Source organism: Mesorhizobium waitakense (genome assembly GCF_056431085.1).
Window position 1 is genome coordinate 81,116 of record NZ_JBWKME010000062.1, and the last position, 17,156, is coordinate 98,271.

Below are 17,156 nucleotides of genomic sequence, written 5' to 3' on the forward strand. Positions count from 1 at the left end.
TACGTCGCGGGGGCGATGTCGTGCCAATTCGCGAGAATCTCGCCGCCAATCTCAGGCGGCTGGTCCAACGCCACGCTTCCGTGAGTGCGGTGTGCCGTGAGCTTGGCATCAACCGCACCCAGTTCGAGCGCTATCTGCAAGGCCAGGCCATTCCGAACAAAGCCACCGCCAGGCTGATCTGCGGCTTCTTCAAGATCGACGAGAACGATCTTTATCGCGAGCCCGCTGCCGCGGCAGCCACCGACAGCCACGCATTGCTGCGCCAGAGACTGTATGAGACCATGGTGCATCCCCCCTCGCCGGCCATCGCCGGTGGTACCTATTTCACCTATTTTTCGGTTCCCGGCCGCCCCGACCTTTTGACGCGCTCGATCACCTTCGTGCAGCGTGAGACCGAGCTGGTCACCTTCAGGCGCGTGACGCGGTGGGCTCCAGACGACAGCCAGGGCGGAGCACGGGCGCCCGACAACCACTACGGCGTGGTGATCTCGCGCCTGAACTGGATCTATTTCAGCGGCATCAACAGCCGCCAGACCGGCGAGCCGTCGATCATGGCCGTGCAATGGGCCCCAATCTCGGAGCCGGTTCTGGTCGGCAGGGCCATTGTCCTAACTGGATCGGGGCCAGCCTTCGTGTCGGTGATCATGCGGCGGGACGTCACCAGGATCAGCCTGAGACAGGCGATGCGGATGGCCCACACTGTCAGCCTCGATGACCCCAGCGTCGACCCTCTGGCGGCAAGCCTCGCGCGCGAGGCTTGATGCACCAGATCCGGAGCGACTGACGGCGCGGCGCGGCCGGTCGGAGAGGACCTCCCTTTTTTCTTGCCATGTTGCACTGCGAAAGATTTGTTGCATTGCGATGTCAACCTGCCCGGCCGACACTTGCGACGGGGCTGGGACAAGCGGTGGGCCAAGAGGTGGGCTTGCACGAAGGAGCCGTCTTGGCAGCATCGTTCCGGCCGGACATACAGGGATTGCGCGCGCTCGCCGTTGGCGGCGTCGTCGCCTATCATTTCGGGCTCTCCGCCCTGCCCGGCGGCTTTGCCGGCGTCGACATCTTCTTCGTCATCTCCGGCTGGCTAATCACCACCCACCTCATGCAGGAAATCGGCGATACCGGCAGGCTCGACCTCTGGCGCTTCTATGCCAGGCGCGCGCGGCGCCTTTTGCCGGCGGCACTGTTCGTCATCCTAGCGACGCTTGTGGCCGGCTATTTCATCCTGTCGCCGCAGGAGCAGGCACTCTATTCGCGCGGCGCCATGTTCGCCTCGGCCTACGCCATCAATCTGTGGCTGCTGCGCTGGTCGTTCGACTATTTCGCCACTGACGCCACCAGCAATCCCTTCATCCACTTCTGGTCGCTGTCCGTGGAGGAGCAGTTCTACCTGGCCTGGCCGGCGCTGCTTCTGCTGGCCGCCTGGCTGCGTCCCAGCCGGCGAACGGCGGTGGTCGTGATCGGCATCGCCGGCCTCGTCTCCTTCGTCGCTTGCGCCTGGCTGACCAGCGCAGCACCAGCCTGGGCCTTCTATTTTTCGCCGCTGCGTGCCTGGGAGTTCGCCGCCGGCGGCCTGGCGACGCTGGTCCCAGTGACTTTCCTATTGCATCGTCCGCGGCTGCGTGTTGCACTTGGCTGGCTCGGCCTGGCGTTGATCGCGGCGGCCTACCTGTGGCTGAGCGAAGACCTGCCCTTTCCCGGCTACCTGGCGCTGCTGCCGGTTGCCGGCACGGTGTTGGTGCTGTTGGGCGGGGCCGGCGGGGAGCAGGCCGGCATGCTGGCCACCGGGCGGACCAACGGTCAAGCCTACAGCCCGGTCGCCGCTCTGTCGCTGCCGCCCCTGCAATGGATCGGCGCGCTCTCCTATTCGCTCTATCTCTGGCACTGGCCGGTGATCGTCTATGCCCAGATGCTGGCGCCGGATCTCAGCGTGGCGCAGCGCCTCGGTTGCGGCGCGCTGGCGTTGGCGCTGTCGGTGTTCACCTATCACCTGATCGAGAACCCCGGACGGCGCGCCGTCTGGCTGACGGCGGGCGCCAGGGCTCCTTATTTCAGCGCGATTCCGGACGCAAGACCGCGTCTCACTTTTCCTGCAATTGCGCTGGCTCCGGCGCTGGCGCTGACCGGCGCCGGCGTGGCGATGGCCTATGCCAATGCGCATCTGGCCCAGCGCAACATCGACCCCGACCAGCGAGGCATCGAGCAGGCGGCCGAACAACCCTCCATCGCGCGCGCCGTCGACAAGAGCTGCCTGCTCGACTTCCACACGGTGACGCCCAAACCCTGCACGTTCGGCGCCACGGATGCCGCCCACACCATCGTGCTGTTCGGCGATTCGCATGCCGACCATTGGTCGACGCCGCTGATCGAGGCGGCCAGGCGCAACGACACCAGGGTGGTCACCTATCTCAAATCATCGTGCCGCGCCTCGCGGCTCTCGACCTTCAACACCGTGCTGAAACGCGACTACACCGAATGCGACGCCTGGCGCGAGCAGGCGATATCGGACATCATCGCCCGCAAGCCGCGCCTGGTGGTGATCTCGGAATTCTCCATTGGCAATCTGACGCGTGACATGCCCGCCGCCAGCCGCACCGCCGAGACCGAGCGCTGGCAGGCCGGCCTGCGCTCGACCTTGCAGGCGTTCAGCCGGGCCGGCGTCGAGGCCGCGGTGATCCGCGACACGCCGATCAACGCCAGCTTCGCCGATTCCTGCGTGGCGCGCGCGCTGTGGTGGCGCGAGGCGCCGTCGCCGCACTGCGACACGCCAAGGAGCGAGGCCGCCAATGACGGCGCGGCCGCCGCCGAGCGCGCCGTCGTGGCCAGCGTGCCCGACACGCTCTATGTCGACCTCACCGACCGCTTCTGCGGCCGCACCGCCTGCCACGTCTTCATCGGCGGCAAGCTAGCCTTCCGCGACCGCCACCACCTCGCCACCGCCTTCGCCGAGACGCTGGAGCGGCCGCTGGAGAAGGCGTTGTTTTGAAAACCAGCGCCCGCCCTCCTATCGCCACCCACCCGACGCCGTAATCCGCTCTCCAGTCACCCAACCCGCCTCGTCGGACGCCAGAAACACCGCCACCCGCGCAATGTCGTCGGGCTAGCCAAAGCGGCCGAGCGGGGTGACCGCCACCAGCGCCTCCTCGTGTTCGCTGCCGACGATGCCGACACGCTGCAGCCCTTCGGTGTCGACGCCGCCCGGCGCAATCGCGTTGACGCGGATGCGGCGGGCGCCAAGCTCACGCGACATCGACAGCGTGATCGAATCCACCGCCGCCTTGGTGGCGGCATAGACCAGCGAGTTGGGCTGCGGATTGGAACTGGCGACCGAGCTGATGTTGATGATGCTGCCGCCGGCCGGCCCGAAATGCTTCACCGCTTCCTGGATGGCGAGCACGACGCCCAGCACATTAGTGCCGAATTCGCGGTGGAACTCGGCCTCTGTCACCGCCTCCAGCGGCTCGAACTGGAACACGACGGCATTGTTGACCAGGATGTCGATGCCGCCGAACGAGGACTTTGCCGCTTCGAACAGGCCGCGCACGTCAGCCGCTTGCGCAACATCGCCCTTCACCGCGACCGCCCGGCCGCCGGCGTCCGCGATGGCGGCGACGACGCGCTCGGCGCCTTCCCGCGATGAGGCATAGTTGACCACGACAGCCGCGCCCGCCGCCGCCAATCCCTTGGCGATGGCTGCTCCTATACCCTTCGATGCGCCGGTGACGATGGCGACCTTGCCGTTCAGACTGGTCATCCATTCTCTCCTTGATCCTGACGATGAGCGGTATTTAAGCACGCCGAAAAAGCGCATTAGATTGTCAGTACGCCACTCTTTCTTGCCTGGAATTCCGCAATCAGCCCCTTCTCGACATGCGATGACGTCTCCATGACCACCATCCTCGAAAAGACCGCCGGCCTCGTCGCTTTCGTGCGCACGGTGGATGCCGGCTCGTTCCACGTCGCCAGCCGGCTGATTGGCTCCAGCCCGTCGGCCGTGTCGAAGAGCGTGGCGAAGCTGGAGCGGCGGCTCGGCGCAAAACTCATCCAACGCTCGACGCGCCGGCTGGGGCTGACCAGCGAAGGCATCGCCTATTACGAGCGAGTGGCGCCGCTGCTGCGGGCGCTCGACGATGCGCAGGACATCGTGCAAAGCACCGGCACGGCGCGCGGCCTGCTGCGTGTCACCGCCCCGGTCGAACTCGGCCGCGGCCTCATTGCCTCATGGGTGCAGTTGTTCCTGGCCGAGCAGCCGGAAGTGAAGCTGGAACTCAGCGTCACAGACCGCCATGCCGACCTGATCCGCGAGAACTATGACGTGGCGGTGCGCATGGGCACGCTGGCCGATGCCGGGCTTACGGCGCGGCGCATCGCCAGCCTGCCGATCGTGCTCGTGGCCGCCCCCGCCTATCTCCAGCGTCGAGGCTTGCCAGCCTCGATCTCCGATCTGCGACGCCACGATTTCGTCCGCTACGTCTCGGCCGGCCGCCCGCGACCCATCGCCTTCGCCGACGGTACCGAAATCGTGCCCGATGGCCGCTTCGACACCGACGACGGCGGCGCCATCCGCAACGCGGCACTTTCCGGCGCCGGCATCGCCCACCTCCTGCAAGTCGCCGTGCAAGACGACATCGACACCGCCCGACTCATGCGCGTCCTGCCGGAGGTGCCGATGCCAACCATGCCGGTCCACATCGTACATGCCTTCGGCCGGCAACTGCCGGTGCGGGCAAGGCTGTTCGTGGAGTTTTTGACAAGGCAGATGGGGAGGTTGGGAAGGTAACTAGCTTCTCCCTCGTTTACGGCGTGCAATAGTATATGGATTCCTGAACTGTCTGCCGGCCCGGCCTTGATGTCCCTACTGTTCGTCACATCTAGCGAATCTGTGGAACGGGGCCGCGTCTCGGGGGTTATATTAGGTCAACCTTGAAAGGAGGTAGCCATGAAGAAGCTCCTGCTTGTTTCGGTTATCGCCATTGCTTCGGCGGCGGCGATGATCGCCCCCGCGGATGCCCGCGCCCGTATCACTCTCGGCATCGGCGGCTATGCCGACGACTATTACGGCAACGGCTATTACAATGGTTACGGTGACTACGGCGATCGCTACGCCTATCGCCGCTACTACCAGGACGACTCCTACGACAACGGTTACAGGCCGCGTTATTACCACCGGCACCACCGTTGCCACATCGAACTGGTCAAGCACTGGCGCCATCACCACAGGATCATCGAGGAAATCCGCGTCTGCGGATGACCTGATCTTGTGAGAACTGATCCGGCCGGCATTGCCGGTCGGGTCGCCTGTCACCCTCACCTTCTCCCCAACATCATCCCATAGTGCACCGCCAGCAGGTCCAGCCCGACCTTCAAGAGCTTTGTCACCACATCCCGCCCCTCGCCGGTCTGCTCGGCCAGGCTCTTGATCGAGCCGCCGGCGCAGCAGACTTTCTGGACCACGGCGGCCACCTCCCAATGCCATAGCGCCCGGCTTGCGGCGGCATGCGCCCGGCCGGCGTCGAGCACGCTGTCGGCGATGCCGCCGCCGTGCCGGCCGCCGTCGACGCGCTCGCTCCAGCGCATCGGCTTCACGCTCGCCTGCTGGCTGCAGCGGAAATCCTCGCGGTAGCGCAGGCCGGCCTCGCGCTGCTGGCGCGACAGCGAGGTGATGCCCAGCAGCGGATCCACATTGCGCACCCGCACGATGCCGCCGGTGGAGGTGAAGCCGTCATTCGACACCTCGTAGACGCGGCCCGCTTCCAGCGTGCCCGCAGCTAGCCGCTTGCGGCCGAAGTCATCGTCCTTCAGCGCGAAATCATGGCCGATCTCGCGGCGGATGCGCACCTGCTCGGCCTCGCCCTTCGGCAGTTTTGGCGCCTGCGGTCTTGCGGCTCTGGTTCTCTTGCTCACGGGAGGCTCCTGGTTGGGGTGTTGGGATTAGGGAGGCTGGTGATCCTTCGCGCCCCCCTCTGCCCTGCCGGGCATCTCCCCCACGAGTGGGGAGATTGGATGTTGCTGCTGCTTTCGCAATCGCCAACGTTGCAGGAAAGGCGGTGCGGGCAACGCTGCCGATCTCCCTCCTTGTGCGGGAGATGGCCGGCAGGCCAGAGGGGGGGGGCGCTGTCCCGCCGATCTGTCAATCAGAGAGCGTCACCTCTTCACCGGCGGCACTAACGTACCTTCTGCTCTGGCGAGCACCTCGCGGATAGCGCAGCTCAATGCTGAGTACGCTGGAGGACACAAGCCTTGCCGAGACTGCGGCCATATCCGCGTCCGGACTAATGGAACCAGCGCGAACTTTCGACGTTATGTCGCGTCCATACCAACGGGAGGTTTGCGTATGACAGCTTTCATGCCGGTTACGCTGCGCTTTTGCGACAGCAGAACCATGTTGGTCGGCTCGGTGGCTGAGGCCGCCGACGCGCTCAGGCAGCAATGGCCAGACAAGACAGCACCTGGCTATGTCGAGGCGGCCAGGCTCGTCGCCTTGGCGGTAGACGGCACTTGCAGCCAGCGCATCGCGTTCGACGCCCTCACCAGGGCGGCTGGGCAACAGAATATATTGGTGGCCAGGCCAAGAAGCCGCGCCCATGCCTGGCTGGACGCCGTGGTCAGCCCGTGAGGGTTGTGAGGTTGGTGGGCAGGGCCGGGCCGAAAATGTGATGCAACCGCCAGCCAGCGTGGCGCGTTGATAAGAGCGGGGTTTCCAGCCCCGCGCAGAGTGAAGGTGAACGCCGTGGGTACGATGAAGACCGGAGTGCCGCTCAAGGTGCGGATCGACGGACAGATCGAAGAGATCGACTGCGTCAACGACGCCGCCGACTTCCTGCAGCGCTGGCCGCTCGAGCGGCGCGGCCATGTCTACCGCAGCGCCCTCAACGCCTGCAGCGCTGCCATCGCAGCGCAGATTTCCGAATCCGACGCCATGAAAGTGTTCACCGGCTTTGCCAGGGTGGCCGACATCCTGGAGGCCGAAGGCGGACCGGCCATGACGCTCGAGACCAGGACCGTGCAAAGCCGCATGCCCAAGCAAGGCCGGCAGATACCGAAATAGGGCGACGAAGTTTCTTTCTCCCCGTGAACGGGGAGAAATGTCCGCCAGGGCAATGAGGGGCGGCGCCAGCGCTTCGGTCGGATGCTTGAAGCTCATATCTGTTTTCAATCCCACCACGTCAGCGCCGCCCCTCATCCGCCTGCCGGCACCTTCTCCCCGTAAACGGGGGTGAAGGGATGCTCACCCCGCCTCCGCCTCAAAAACGCGGCGGCGAAAGCGGGCCTGGTGGTAGGGGTAATAGCTTTTCAGCGCCTTGGTGCGCATGCCGCAGGACAGCATGGCGGCGCCCGGCCGACTGCCCGGCGCATCGTTTTCAGGATCTTCTTCCAGCGTCAAATCCAGCGGCGCGCGGCAGCGGCCGAACAGGCAGTCGATGAAACGCATCGCCACGCCATGTGGCTGGCGGCCGAGGGCCGCACGAGGCAGCACCGGCATCTCCAGGCAATAGGCTTCGCCATCGGCGACCAGCACGCCCACATCGCGCACCGACAGGGGTTGCGGCAAGCGCTTCGGCCGGACCGGCGTGCCGGCGATGCCGGTGGCAAGCGCGACGTCGATCGTGTCGGACACCTTGGCGATGGCCCCGCCCGTTCCGTTCGCCCGCTTGCTCACCGTGCGTTTGCCGGCTGGCGGCCGCTTGCCATAGGCCAAGCCGATCGCGCCCAGCGTGGTGTTGCGGTGCACGACGCCGATGATGGCGTTGCGTGACACCGGACTGCCACGCAGCACAGTGAGAGCCGCCGCGATCTTCGAGGCGGAAAGCCCGTCCTTCAGCCAGCGGGCGATCTCTTGCAATTCGGCGTCGGTATAGCTTGCCATCTCAGGGCTCCTTCCAAAGTTCCGCCTTCGGCCGTGCGCCGTCGGGCAAGCGTCAGGTCTGGGCCCGGTTGCCTGGGCCGCAGTCAGGGTTGTCTGTTCGGAGGGCCGGCTGGCTCCGGCTTTAGCCTCAGCGGGAGCGGGCTCGCCGCCTGGCCGGTTCAGCGAGGCGCGAAAGCCGCGCCACGGCCGTTTTTCTGTCGGAGGCGGAAACGGCCATCGAACAAGATGACGGTGCCATCCTGCGTGCGGATGCATGACCGGTCAGCTGGACCGTCAGAATCCTGGCCAGCGCCATCTCGATCGAATTGGGGGCCGGAGCCGCTGGGAGCGGCGGCTCCGGCCGTTCCGGTCGCCGGTGACGGGCGGACCGGATCCGAGGCCGATGCAATCAGGCAAAGCGCCTCGGGCTTCGCCCCGGCCGGGGAGGACGGCCGGGACGGAAGGGAATGGCTGACGGTGGTGACCGCCGGGTCCGCCTCATGCGAGGCCGGCGCCACGGCGCCATCGAATCTGGACAGGTTTTGCATGTCCGTATATAAGCATAACTCAAAAAATTATGCAAGCCATTCTTTCATAGACGAGAGCCACTTTCATCGCTCACATGCGCGCCATGGCAAAAACGCAACTGTCGATCAAGGTCGGGGCGGCGATCCGCCAGGCGCGCAAGCAGCGCGGCCTGGTCATGCGCCACATTGCCGAGCACAATGACACCGATGTCGCGGCAGTCGGCAATTGGGAAACCGGCCGCAACCTGCCCAAGACCGAGAACCTGTTGAAGACCGCCGCCTTCCTGCGAGTCGACCCGGTGGCGTTGGGCAAGGGCGAGGTCGTCTTCCTCGACGATGCCGGCCCGGTCGCCGACGTGGAGATCGTCACCGATGCCGGCGCACCGCCCGCCGGACCGATGGATATCCCGGTGTTGGGCGCCGCCGTCGGCGGCGATGACGGCGACTTCACCTTGAACGGCGAGCCGGCCGGCTATGTCCAGCGTCCGCCCGGCATCCGCAACCTCCCCAAGGTGTTTGCGCTGCACGTGCTTTCCGATTCCATGGTGCCGCGCTACGAACCGGGCGACATGATCTATTGCGGCGGCCGCGAGGCGGTGCCCGGCGACCATGTCGTGATCGAGACCTTTCCCGAAGAAAACGAGCGCAACGGCAAGGCCTTCATCAAGAAGCTGGTCAAGCGCACCACCGCCGAGCTGGTGGTCGAGCAGTACAATCCGCCGAAGACGCTGACCTTCAACCGCTACGCCATAAAACAGGTCTGGCGCGTCATCCCGCTCAAGGAACTGCTGGGGTATTAGGGTGGCGGCTCCCGCAGCGCCCCTCTCCTCACGCCCGCCTCGCTCCCTCGAGCGGCGCCTCGCGGTCGTTCAGCATCCGGGCTTCGCTGCGCACGCGCTGGCGCTCGTCGATGAACGCCGCCTGGATCGAAATGGCCACGCCCGGCAGCCCGTCGGCGCGGCAGGCCGAGCAGACGATGCGGCCTGAAAGGGCGGCCAGCGGCGTATTCCCCGACACCCCGAACCGCTTCAGCTGATCGGGCCGCCACCATCTGTTGCGGCCGCAATCGGCGCACTCGACCGATATCGAGGCGACATGCGCGATTACTGGTTCCTTGCCTGGCAATGCCATCGCCCCTGCCTCGTCTTTTGTTCCTGATTTGTTCGCATAATCCTGTGTTTTAGGCCGCGAGTCGAGTCGCCTATCTCAAAGATTCCCAAAAGTTTTTCTTCTACATTTATTTGAGTTATGCTTATATCAACTCACAAATGTGAGTCGGGGGCGCGAACCGCCCGCCCTCCGGGAGTGACGATGGACGCCCTTGCCGCCGATTTCGCCCGCGCCTGCGGTTACACCGGCGACAGCCCTGCTCTGCTCGAAGCCTTCGAGGCGATCCGCCGCAACGGCATCGAGCGCGCCTGCCAGGATCATGTCAGGCGCAAGGCCGTCATCGATGCACTGAAACATTCGCAGGCGCTGTTCCTGGCGGCGATCGGTCCGGCGCTGTCGGCGCAAGAAGCCATCGAGGACGCCGCCCGCTTCATCGCCTTCTGGCGCAACATGCCGCGCTGGCGCCAGGAGCGGCGCCTGGCCGATCTCATCAGAGCCAGGCAGCAGCGCCTCGTGGCGCGCTACTTCCGCCGTTACGGTCACCTTCTGTGGGTTCTGCAAGCGGCGTGAGGCGGTCACCGTTGACGTGACGGGCCGATTGCTTTATAGAACCAAATAGTTCCAGAACTAAATGGTTCCAAAATGGCAACCCAAATCTCCCTCGACGACACATTCGCCGCGCTGGCCGATCCGACGCGCCGCGCCATCCTTGCCCGGCTGCTCGACGGCGAAGCCTCGGTCGCCGAACTGGCGCAACCTTTCGCGCTGACCGTGCGAGCGATCTCCAAGCATGTCGGCGTGCTGGAGCAGGCAGGCCTGGTCACCCGCAGCCGGTCGGCGCAGAAGCATCTGAGCCGCATCGAACTCAAGCCGCTGCGCGACATCGACCGCTGGCTCGACGGCTATCGCAAGCTTTGGGAAGGCCGCTTCGACCGTATGGAGGACTTGTTGCGGCGCGGCGCGGACAAACCGGAATGAGCGCGCCCATGGCTTCGGCGGACGACCGTAGCTTTGCCATCGAGCGGATTTTCGATGCCCCGGTCGAGCGTGTCTTCCGGCTGTTGACCGATCCTTTGCTGGTGGCGCAATGGTGGGGCATCAAGGACTGCACCATCCCGCATTGTGTGCTCGACCTGCGCGTCGGCGGCCGCTGGCAGATCGACATGCGCACCTCGAGCGGCGCGCTCTACCGCAACCAGGGCAGCTATCTCGAAATCGTGGCGGACAGCCGACTGGTTTATTCCGACGAGCCGGATCCCGAATTGCGCGAATGGGCCGGCAAGCCGCCTGGGCAAAGCCGCCATACGGTGACCTTCACGCCGGATGCGCAGCGAACCCACGTCCATTTCGAGGTGACGCTGGCCAGCGCTGCCGACCGCGACCGCATGCTGGCACTCGGCATGCGCGGCGGCTGGACGCAGAGCTTCGACCGGCTCGAGCAGCTGATAGGAGGCAACCATGCTGGCTGAAAACGCCGAGCCGACCACGCAGGCCGTCCTGTCGCGGGATGGAACGCCGATCGCCTGCGAGCGCCGTGGCCAGGGCCATCCGCTCATCCTGGTCGACGGCGCGCTCTGTTCCCGCACCATGGGCCCGAGCCTTCCACTCGCCAGGGCGCTTGAAGGTAGCTTCACCGTGTTCCGCTACGACCGCCGTGGTCGTGGCGACAGCGGCGACACCGCGCTCTACGCGGTCGAGCGCGAGATCGACGACATCGAGGCCGTGCTCCAGGCAGCTGGCGGCGAGGCCTTCGTCTGGGGCATGTCGTCAGGTGCCATGCTGGCGCTGATGGCGGCAAGCCGCCTGCCCGGCATCGGCAAGCTGGCGCTCTACGAAGCGCCGCTGATCGTCGACGACAGCCGCGGGACCACGCAAGGCGACTGGGCAACGATCCGGGCCGCGATCGCTGAAGAACGGCGCGGCGACGCGGTGACTGCCTTCCTCAGATCGGTCGGCATGCCCGGCCTGCTGATTGTCTTCATGCGGCTGACGCCGATCTGGCGCAAACTCAAGGCGGTGGCGCATACATTGCCCTATGACGGCGCCATCGTCGCCGGCGATCAACGCGGCAAGATGCTAGACTCTGCCGGCTGGGCTTCGGTGCACGTGCCGATCCTGGTAACCGATGGCGGCAAGAGCCCGCTCTGGATGCAGCGTGGCAACAAGGCGCTGGCCGAGGCGCTGCCCAATGCCCGCTACCGGACGCTGGCCGGCCAGAACCACATGCTGAAACCCGCCGCGCACGCGCCCGTGCTGACGGCGTTCTTCAACGGGAGGGAATAGCCTCCTCCGGTAAGAACAGCTTCGTGGAAGGAGACAGCCCGCCATCGTCGCATGTGAGCGGGCCTCGCCGCATCCGGCTTGCGAAACCGTCGTGGCCCGTGGCATCTGTCTGACACAACGGACCGATCCCCAGCAGCATGGCAGCACGACCACCACCGCCCAACAGCAGGCCACCTGCCGGCAACGCTAGCACTGGCAAGCCGCACACTGGCAAACCGCCTGGCGTCAGCCTCAACCGCGCTTTGTCGAAGCTCGGCCTGTGCTCGCGCACGCAGGCCGAGGTGCTGATCGCCGAGGGGCGCGTGCGCGTCAGCGGCAAGGTGGTGCGCAATGCGGCCCTTCGTGTCGACCTCAACCGCGACCGCATCGTCGTCGACGACCGGCCCGTGGTTGCCGAGCGCAAGGTCTATCTCATCCTCAACAAGCCGCGCGGTATGGTTACCACCCGCGACGACCCGCAACAGCGCGACACCGTCTATGCCTGCCTCGACGGGCTCGACCTGCCCTTCGTCTCGCCGGTCGGCCGGCTCGACAAGGCGAGCGAAGGCTTGCTGTTGATGACCAACGACACCCAGTTTGCCAACCGGCTGATGGACCCGGCCTCGCATCTGCCCAAGACCTACCACGTGCAGATCGGCACGGTGCCCGACGCCGCGATGCTGGAAAGATTGCGCGCCGGCGTGACCGTCGACGGCGAGACCCTGACCACGAACGCGATCGAGCTTCTGCGCAGCGGCGGCCGCACCGCCTGGCTGGAGATCGTGCTCGACGAGGGCCGCAACCGCCACATCCGCCGCCTGCTCGCCGCGCATCACATCGAAGTGCTGCGGCTGATCCGCATCGCCATCGGCCGCCTGCAACTCGGCGACCTCGCCAAGGGCACGGCGCGGCACCTGACGCCGGAGGAATTGGCGCTGCTGGCGGGGTAAGTGGCGGGTGCAGGCCCCTTCAACCGCGACACCTCCAAAAAATTCTTGCCCCCACCGATGATTTCCGCTCACCCGCGCTGTCCTGATCTACAGGCGCTGGAATGGTCCGGCGGCCGGAAGAAGCGAGGTGATCCATGGCATCGTTACAAGGTCAGAATGTCGTCGTCGTCGGAGGCAGCCGGGGCGTCGGCCGCGCGATCGTCGAAACCACACTCAGCGAGGGTGCGACGGTGCTCGCCGTAGCCCGGGGTGCAGCCGATCTGAAACAGCTGTCCTGGGAGAAACCCAGGGTGAAGACATTGGCGGTCGACGCCACGCAGGAGATCGCGCCCGATGCGGTGTTCGCCGCGTTGGAGCCGGATGTTCTAGTGATCTGCGCCGGCGCCCTGGCCCCGTCGGCGCCGGTCCAGGACCAAAGCTGGGACGACTTCTCCGCGAACTGGGACATGGACGTCAAGGCATCGTTCCTGTTTTGCAAGGCCGCACTCCAGGGCCGGCTGAAGCCGGGTAGCCGGGTGGTGCTGATCTCCAGTGGCGCGGCGCTCAGCGGCGGCCCACCGAACTCCGGCGGCTACTCCGGGGCCAAGCGCATGCAGATGTTTCTTGCCGCCCATTGCCAGAAGGAAGCCGACCGGCTCGGCCTTGGCCTGCGCTTCATGGCGCTGGTGCCGATGCGGATCATGCCGGACACCGGCGTCGGCCAGCGCGGCATCGACGGCGTGTCGGCCTATCTCGGCATCAGCCCGGCGGATTTCCTCGCCAGCATGACCGACATGCAGACACCGGCCGATGTCGGGCACGCCGTGGTCACGCTCGCCGGTGGCAAGCTGCAAGGCGTCTCCTTCACCGTCAGCGGCAGCGGACTTGCGGCGGCGGCATGAGGCGCGCAGGATGCCAGTCGCATTCAACACGATGGGCTCGACATGACAGACGCTCCTGGCCCGCTTGAGCCAATGGGCGAGCAAGGCCAGCCGATCCTCGACCGGCTGGCCTTCGAGCGCCTGACAATGGCCCATCGCCGCGCACTCAAGCTGCATTGCTACCGGATGATGGGCACGCTGCACGAGGCCGACGACCTCGTCCAGGACACGTTCCTGAAAGCCTGGCGCGGCCGGTCGCAATTCTATGGCCGCGGCTCGCTCCGCGGCTGGCTCTACACCATCGCCACCAACAGTTGCCTCAACGCCATCAAGGCGAGGTCATCGGCGCATCGCATTGTCGAGCAGCCCGGACGGCCGCCGTCCGAGGGGCGCGCCGCTGCCGGACCCGCCGCCGAACTCGCCTGGCTGGAGCCCTACCCGGACACCGAGCTGCCGGACCTTATCGACGGCGAGCCGGGCCCGGAAGCGCGCTACGAGACCCGCGAAGCGGTGCAGCTCGCCTTCGTCGCCGCGATCCAGTCCTTGCCGCCCAGGCAGCGCGCCGCCCTTTTGCTGTGCGACGTGCTGGGCTGGTCGGCGCTCGAGAGCGCGCAATTGCTGGGCGGCTCCGCAGCTTCGATCAACAGCGCCCTGCAGCGGGCCCGCGCAACGCTTGGGGCACGCTATCCGCAGGGGCGTCCGCTGCAGCGATCGCGGCCCACCGGCGAAGAGGGCCTGCTGCTGGAGCGCTACATGCAGGCCTGGCAGTCCGCCAACCTCGACGGCTTCATCGAGCTGCTGCGCGAGGACGCCACCTATCACATGCCGCCATGGCTGGACTGGTATAAGGGCCGCCAGGCGATCCATGGTTTCTTCAAGACTGTCTGGGGCAATTTCGCCGGCTACCAGCCGGTCGCCACCCGCGCGAACGGCCAGCCCGCGGTCGCGATCTATGCGCGGCGCCATCAGGATTCCGAATGGCGCGCCCAGTCGCTGCATATCATCGAGCCGGCCGACGACGGGATCGCCTCGCTGACGGTCTATGTCGGCCCGCTCGGCCCCGACCTTTTTGCTCCCTTCGGCCTGCCGCCTGTCTGGCCGGCCTCCTGACGGGAAGCTGTCAGGAGGGCTGGTCTATATCTGCGCACGAGCCCGACCGTGGCTCCAGCAAATCAGGGAGCAAATGCGATGAATTTCGTCTCGGTCCGCATCATCACGTTGGATGTCCAGCGCCTCGTGCGATTCTACGGCGAGATCACCGGCATGCCCGTGACGATCCACACCGAAGACTTCGCCGAACTGGCGACACCGGCCTGCACGCTGGCGATCGGCAGCACGCGTACCTTGCAGCTGTTCGGCGGCTACGTCGCCCGCCCCGCCGACAACCACACCGCCATCATCGAATTCCGCGTCGGCGATGTCGACGCGGAATTCGCCAGGCTGTCCGACACCATCAAGGACGCAACCGTGCAGAAGCCGACCACCATGCCCTGGGGCAACCGCTCGCTGCTGTTCCGCGACCCGGACGGCAATCTGGTGAATTTCTTCACGCCCGTGACCGCCGAGGCGATCAAGAAGTTCGACAAGCAGGGCGTTGCCTAGAACTATTTCTGGTTCCACTTGCGAATGACCGGCTCGGTCAGATCGTGCTCGTAGCCGAGCACGCTGATGCTTGCGGTGTCCAGCACGAACAGCGCGCCGCCTTCCGGCGGCAGGCCGATCCAGCGCGCCGCCAGCACGCGCAGGAAATGCGCGCTGGAAAACACCAGAATGTCGGCATTGGCCTTGCGCAGCGCGGCGATGATCGTGTCGGCCCGGGCGCCGACATCGGCCGCCGTCTCGCCCTTCGGGCAACCATCGCGAAACACGTTCCAGCCCGGCCGCTCGGCCAGGATCTGCTTTGTCGTCAGCCCTTCATAGGCGCCGTAGTCCCACTCCTGCAGATCGTCGTTCTTGACGCTCTCTGCCCCGAAGCCGGCAAGCACGCTGGTGTTGTAGGCGCGCTGCGACGGGCTCGACCATACGGCCGAAAACGACAGGCCTTTCAACCGCTCGGCGACGCCGCGCGCGGCAGCCTCGCCGGCCGGCGTCAGGGGCATGTCGGTGCGGCCGGTGTGCTGCCCCGAAAGGCTCCACGCCGTCTCGCCATGGCGGACCAGATGGATCTGCGGATATGCGCTGCTCATATGGGTGTCCCTCAAATCGCCGGCACCTTAGAGGAGGACGCGGCAAAGGGGAATCCGGCCAACGCGAAAGTGTGCAATGGCCTGGCCTTGATCCGCATCGAGCTGGCCCCTGTGATGAGCCCGGTGGCGCAACTATATCAAGGTCAGCCGCTACAGGCTCTCACCACCACAAGGGCGTGTCGGCCCTGGCACAACAGGTCACATCATCATGTACACACATTTGCTGATCGCCACGGACGGATCGGAACTGGCCGACAAGGGCGTTGCCCACGGCCTGGCGCTGGCCAGCCGCCTCGGCGCCACCGTTACCTTTGTCCACGTCACCGAGCCATTCCCGATCTTCGCCTGGGGCGGTACCATGGCCGGCTATGCCGCCGGCGACGAATTCGTCGCCTATCAGGAAGGTGGTCGCCGATACGCCAAGGACGTGCTCGACAAATGCAAGGCGTCGGCTGACCTGGCGAATGTGCGCGCTGAGGTGGTGCATATCGAGGACAAGAAGCCCGCCGAGGCGATCCTGGAATTGTCGAAGGCTGAGGGCTGCGACCTGATCGTGATGGCCTCGCACGGCCGCCGGGGACTGGGCAGGCTGCTGTTGGGAAGCCAGACCGCGGAGGTGCTGTCCTTAACCGAAATCCCGGTCCTGGTGGTTCGGTAGGCCTGCGCGGCTACAGCACCACCTCCCCCGCGAGATAGACCCCCAGCGCCAGCAGCCCGACGAAGAACACCGTGCGGAAGGTCTCGACGCTCATCCGCTGACGCAGCGCCTGGCCGACGACCATGCCGGCCAGCGCCGGCGCAAGGGCTGCGACCGATCCCGCCAGTTGCACCGTCGGCGATGCGAAAGCTCCCGTTCTGAACAGTCCGATGGCCAGCGCTGCCGTCGAGACAGTGAAGGAAAGGCCGAGCGCCTGGATCAGGTCTTCCCTGTCCAGCCGCAGCGACTGCAGATAGGGCACGGCCGGAATGACGAAGACGCCGGTGGCGCCGGTGACCAGCCCGGTCGCCACGCCGACCAGCGGCGACGCCCACGTCTCGTAGCGCGCCGGCGTGGTGAAGCCGGCCCTGGCGAGGCCGACAAGCGCATAGAGCACCAGCGCCGCGCCCAGCCCCGCCGAGGCAAATCCCGTGTGCGAGCTGGTCAAAAGGCCGGCGCCGGCGACGGTGCCGAGTACGACACCGGCCATCATCGTCCACAGCCGCTTGCACAGGCCGTCGAGCGACGGACCCGTCAACAACTGCCAGAGGTTGGTGACCAGCGACGGGATCAGCAGCAAGGCGGCGGCTTGCGCCGGTGGCATCGTCACCGCCAGCAGCCCCATCGCCACGGTCGGCAAACCCATGCCGACGACGCCCTTGACCACGCCGGCGGCGAGAAACACCGCACCGATCCAGGTGATGACACCGGCGCTCAGCAC

At 66.1% G+C, this 17,156-nt stretch carries 21 protein-coding genes and 1 pseudogene; 16 read left to right on the forward strand and 6 right to left on the reverse strand.

Annotation, left to right across the window (positions count from 1 at the left end):
- The first annotated feature begins 20 nt into the window (after positions 1-20).
- Together AC07FD_RS14840 and AC07FD_RS14845 are read left to right on the forward strand one after the other, a co-directional pair.
- A complete protein-coding gene (locus AC07FD_RS14840) occupies positions 21-761 on the forward strand; it encodes an XRE family transcriptional regulator (RefSeq protein WP_478350427.1) in 741 nt (246 codons plus the stop codon).
- Positions 762-943: 182 nt separating this feature from the next.
- Entirely contained in the window at positions 944-2,983 is a 2,040-nt protein-coding gene (locus AC07FD_RS14845) for an acyltransferase family protein (RefSeq protein WP_478350428.1), read from the forward strand.
- 18 nt (positions 2,984-3,001) lie between these two features.
- Here the strand turns inward: AC07FD_RS14845 and AC07FD_RS14850 are convergent.
- A pseudogene (locus tag AC07FD_RS14850) lies at positions 3,002-3,751 on the reverse strand (SDR family NAD(P)-dependent oxidoreductase).
- Between the two features lie 132 nt (positions 3,752-3,883).
- On the opposite strand from AC07FD_RS14850, the gene AC07FD_RS14855 reads away from it, so the two are divergent.
- Together AC07FD_RS14855 and AC07FD_RS14860 are read left to right on the forward strand one after the other, a co-directional pair.
- Entirely contained in the window at positions 3,884-4,777 is an 894-nt protein-coding gene (locus AC07FD_RS14855) for a LysR family transcriptional regulator (RefSeq protein ID WP_478350429.1), read from the forward strand.
- A gap of 159 nt (positions 4,778-4,936) precedes the next feature.
- Positions 4,937-5,248 carry a hypothetical protein gene (locus AC07FD_RS14860; protein ID WP_478350430.1) on the forward strand — a complete coding sequence of 104 codons (312 nt, stop codon included), beginning with the start codon at positions 4,937-4,939 and terminating at the stop codon, positions 5,246-5,248.
- 56 nt (positions 5,249-5,304) lie between these two features.
- Here AC07FD_RS14860 and AC07FD_RS14865 read toward each other — a convergent pair whose 3' ends face one another.
- A complete protein-coding gene (locus AC07FD_RS14865) occupies positions 5,305-5,901 on the reverse strand; it encodes a DUF6456 domain-containing protein (RefSeq protein ID WP_478350431.1) in 597 nt (198 codons plus the stop codon).
- A 430-nt stretch (positions 5,902-6,331) separates the two neighbouring features.
- Here AC07FD_RS14865 and AC07FD_RS14870 point away from each other — a divergent pair, with 430 nt between their 5' ends.
- On the forward strand, positions 6,332-6,613 hold the full coding sequence (locus AC07FD_RS14870) for a DUF982 domain-containing protein (RefSeq protein ID WP_477283018.1): 282 nt from the start codon (positions 6,332-6,334) through the stop codon (positions 6,611-6,613).
- Between the two features lie 123 nt (positions 6,614-6,736).
- Complete coding sequence (locus tag AC07FD_RS14875; RefSeq protein WP_457150586.1) at positions 6,737-7,045, forward strand: DUF982 domain-containing protein; 309 nt, start codon at positions 6,737-6,739, stop codon at positions 7,043-7,045.
- Positions 7,046-7,225: 180 nt separating this feature from the next.
- Here the strand turns inward: AC07FD_RS14875 and AC07FD_RS14880 are convergent, their stop codons facing one another.
- Positions 7,226-7,864 carry a GcrA cell cycle regulator gene (locus AC07FD_RS14880; protein ID WP_478350432.1) on the reverse strand — a complete coding sequence of 213 codons (639 nt, stop codon included), beginning with the start codon at positions 7,862-7,864 and terminating at the stop codon, positions 7,226-7,228.
- A gap of 601 nt (positions 7,865-8,465) precedes the next feature.
- Between AC07FD_RS14880 and AC07FD_RS14885 the strand changes: the two genes are divergently transcribed.
- Positions 8,466-9,170 (forward strand): XRE family transcriptional regulator, encoded by a 705-nt coding sequence (locus tag AC07FD_RS14885; RefSeq protein WP_095091188.1) that lies wholly within the window; start codon positions 8,466-8,468, stop codon positions 9,168-9,170.
- A 28-nt stretch (positions 9,171-9,198) separates the two neighbouring features.
- Here AC07FD_RS14885 and AC07FD_RS14890 read toward each other — a convergent pair whose 3' ends face one another.
- Positions 9,199-9,501, reverse strand: a complete 303-nt coding sequence (locus tag AC07FD_RS14890; RefSeq protein ID WP_095091187.1) for a hypothetical protein — start codon at positions 9,499-9,501, stop codon at positions 9,199-9,201.
- A 180-nt stretch (positions 9,502-9,681) separates the two neighbouring features.
- On the opposite strand from AC07FD_RS14890, the gene AC07FD_RS14895 reads away from it, so the two are divergent.
- The 8 genes from AC07FD_RS14895 to AC07FD_RS14930 all read left to right on the forward strand — a co-directional run bounded on the left by AC07FD_RS14895 (position 9,682) and on the right by AC07FD_RS14930 (position 15,154).
- Positions 9,682-10,050, forward strand: a complete 369-nt coding sequence (locus AC07FD_RS14895; protein ID WP_478350433.1) for a hypothetical protein — start codon at positions 9,682-9,684, stop codon at positions 10,048-10,050.
- Between the two features lie 72 nt (positions 10,051-10,122).
- Positions 10,123-10,458, forward strand: a complete 336-nt coding sequence (locus AC07FD_RS14900) for an ArsR/SmtB family transcription factor (RefSeq protein WP_478350434.1) — start codon at positions 10,123-10,125, stop codon at positions 10,456-10,458.
- Entirely contained in the window at positions 10,455-10,949 is a 495-nt protein-coding gene (locus AC07FD_RS14905; RefSeq protein WP_478350435.1) for an SRPBCC family protein, read from the forward strand. The genes AC07FD_RS14900 and AC07FD_RS14905 overlap by 4 nt, the downstream gene beginning before the upstream one ends.
- Positions 10,939-11,763 carry an alpha/beta fold hydrolase gene (locus AC07FD_RS14910; protein ID WP_478350436.1) on the forward strand — a complete coding sequence of 275 codons (825 nt, stop codon included), beginning with the start codon at positions 10,939-10,941 and terminating at the stop codon, positions 11,761-11,763. Before AC07FD_RS14905 ends, AC07FD_RS14910 begins: the two co-directional genes overlap by 11 nt.
- A gap of 137 nt (positions 11,764-11,900) precedes the next feature.
- Positions 11,901-12,692 (forward strand): pseudouridine synthase, encoded by a 792-nt coding sequence (locus AC07FD_RS14915; protein WP_478350437.1) that lies wholly within the window; start codon positions 11,901-11,903, stop codon positions 12,690-12,692.
- Between the two features lie 134 nt (positions 12,693-12,826).
- The gene (locus AC07FD_RS14920; RefSeq protein WP_477226698.1) at positions 12,827-13,573 is read left to right on the forward strand and encodes an SDR family NAD(P)-dependent oxidoreductase; all 747 of its coding nucleotides are present in this window, start codon (positions 12,827-12,829) and stop codon (positions 13,571-13,573) included.
- Between the two features lie 42 nt (positions 13,574-13,615).
- Entirely contained in the window at positions 13,616-14,662 is a 1,047-nt protein-coding gene (locus tag AC07FD_RS14925; protein WP_478350438.1) for an RNA polymerase subunit sigma-70, read from the forward strand.
- A 78-nt stretch (positions 14,663-14,740) separates the two neighbouring features.
- Positions 14,741-15,154 (forward strand): VOC family protein, encoded by a 414-nt coding sequence (locus tag AC07FD_RS14930; RefSeq protein WP_478350439.1) that lies wholly within the window; start codon positions 14,741-14,743, stop codon positions 15,152-15,154.
- A 2-nt stretch (positions 15,155-15,156) separates the two neighbouring features.
- Here the strand turns inward: AC07FD_RS14930 and AC07FD_RS14935 are convergent, their stop codons facing one another.
- The gene (locus AC07FD_RS14935) at positions 15,157-15,738 is read right to left on the reverse strand and encodes a histidine phosphatase family protein (protein WP_457150571.1); all 582 of its coding nucleotides are present in this window, start codon (positions 15,736-15,738) and stop codon (positions 15,157-15,159) included.
- Positions 15,739-15,946: 208 nt separating this feature from the next.
- Here AC07FD_RS14935 and AC07FD_RS14940 point away from each other — a divergent pair, with 208 nt between their 5' ends.
- A complete protein-coding gene (locus AC07FD_RS14940) occupies positions 15,947-16,396 on the forward strand; it encodes a universal stress protein (protein ID WP_478350440.1) in 450 nt (149 codons plus the stop codon).
- 10 nt (positions 16,397-16,406) lie between these two features.
- Here AC07FD_RS14940 and AC07FD_RS14945 read toward each other — a convergent pair whose 3' ends face one another.
- Positions 16,407-17,156, reverse strand: coding sequence for a sulfite exporter TauE/SafE family protein (locus tag AC07FD_RS14945; RefSeq protein ID WP_478350441.1), 750 nt, complete (start codon positions 17,154-17,156; stop codon positions 16,407-16,409).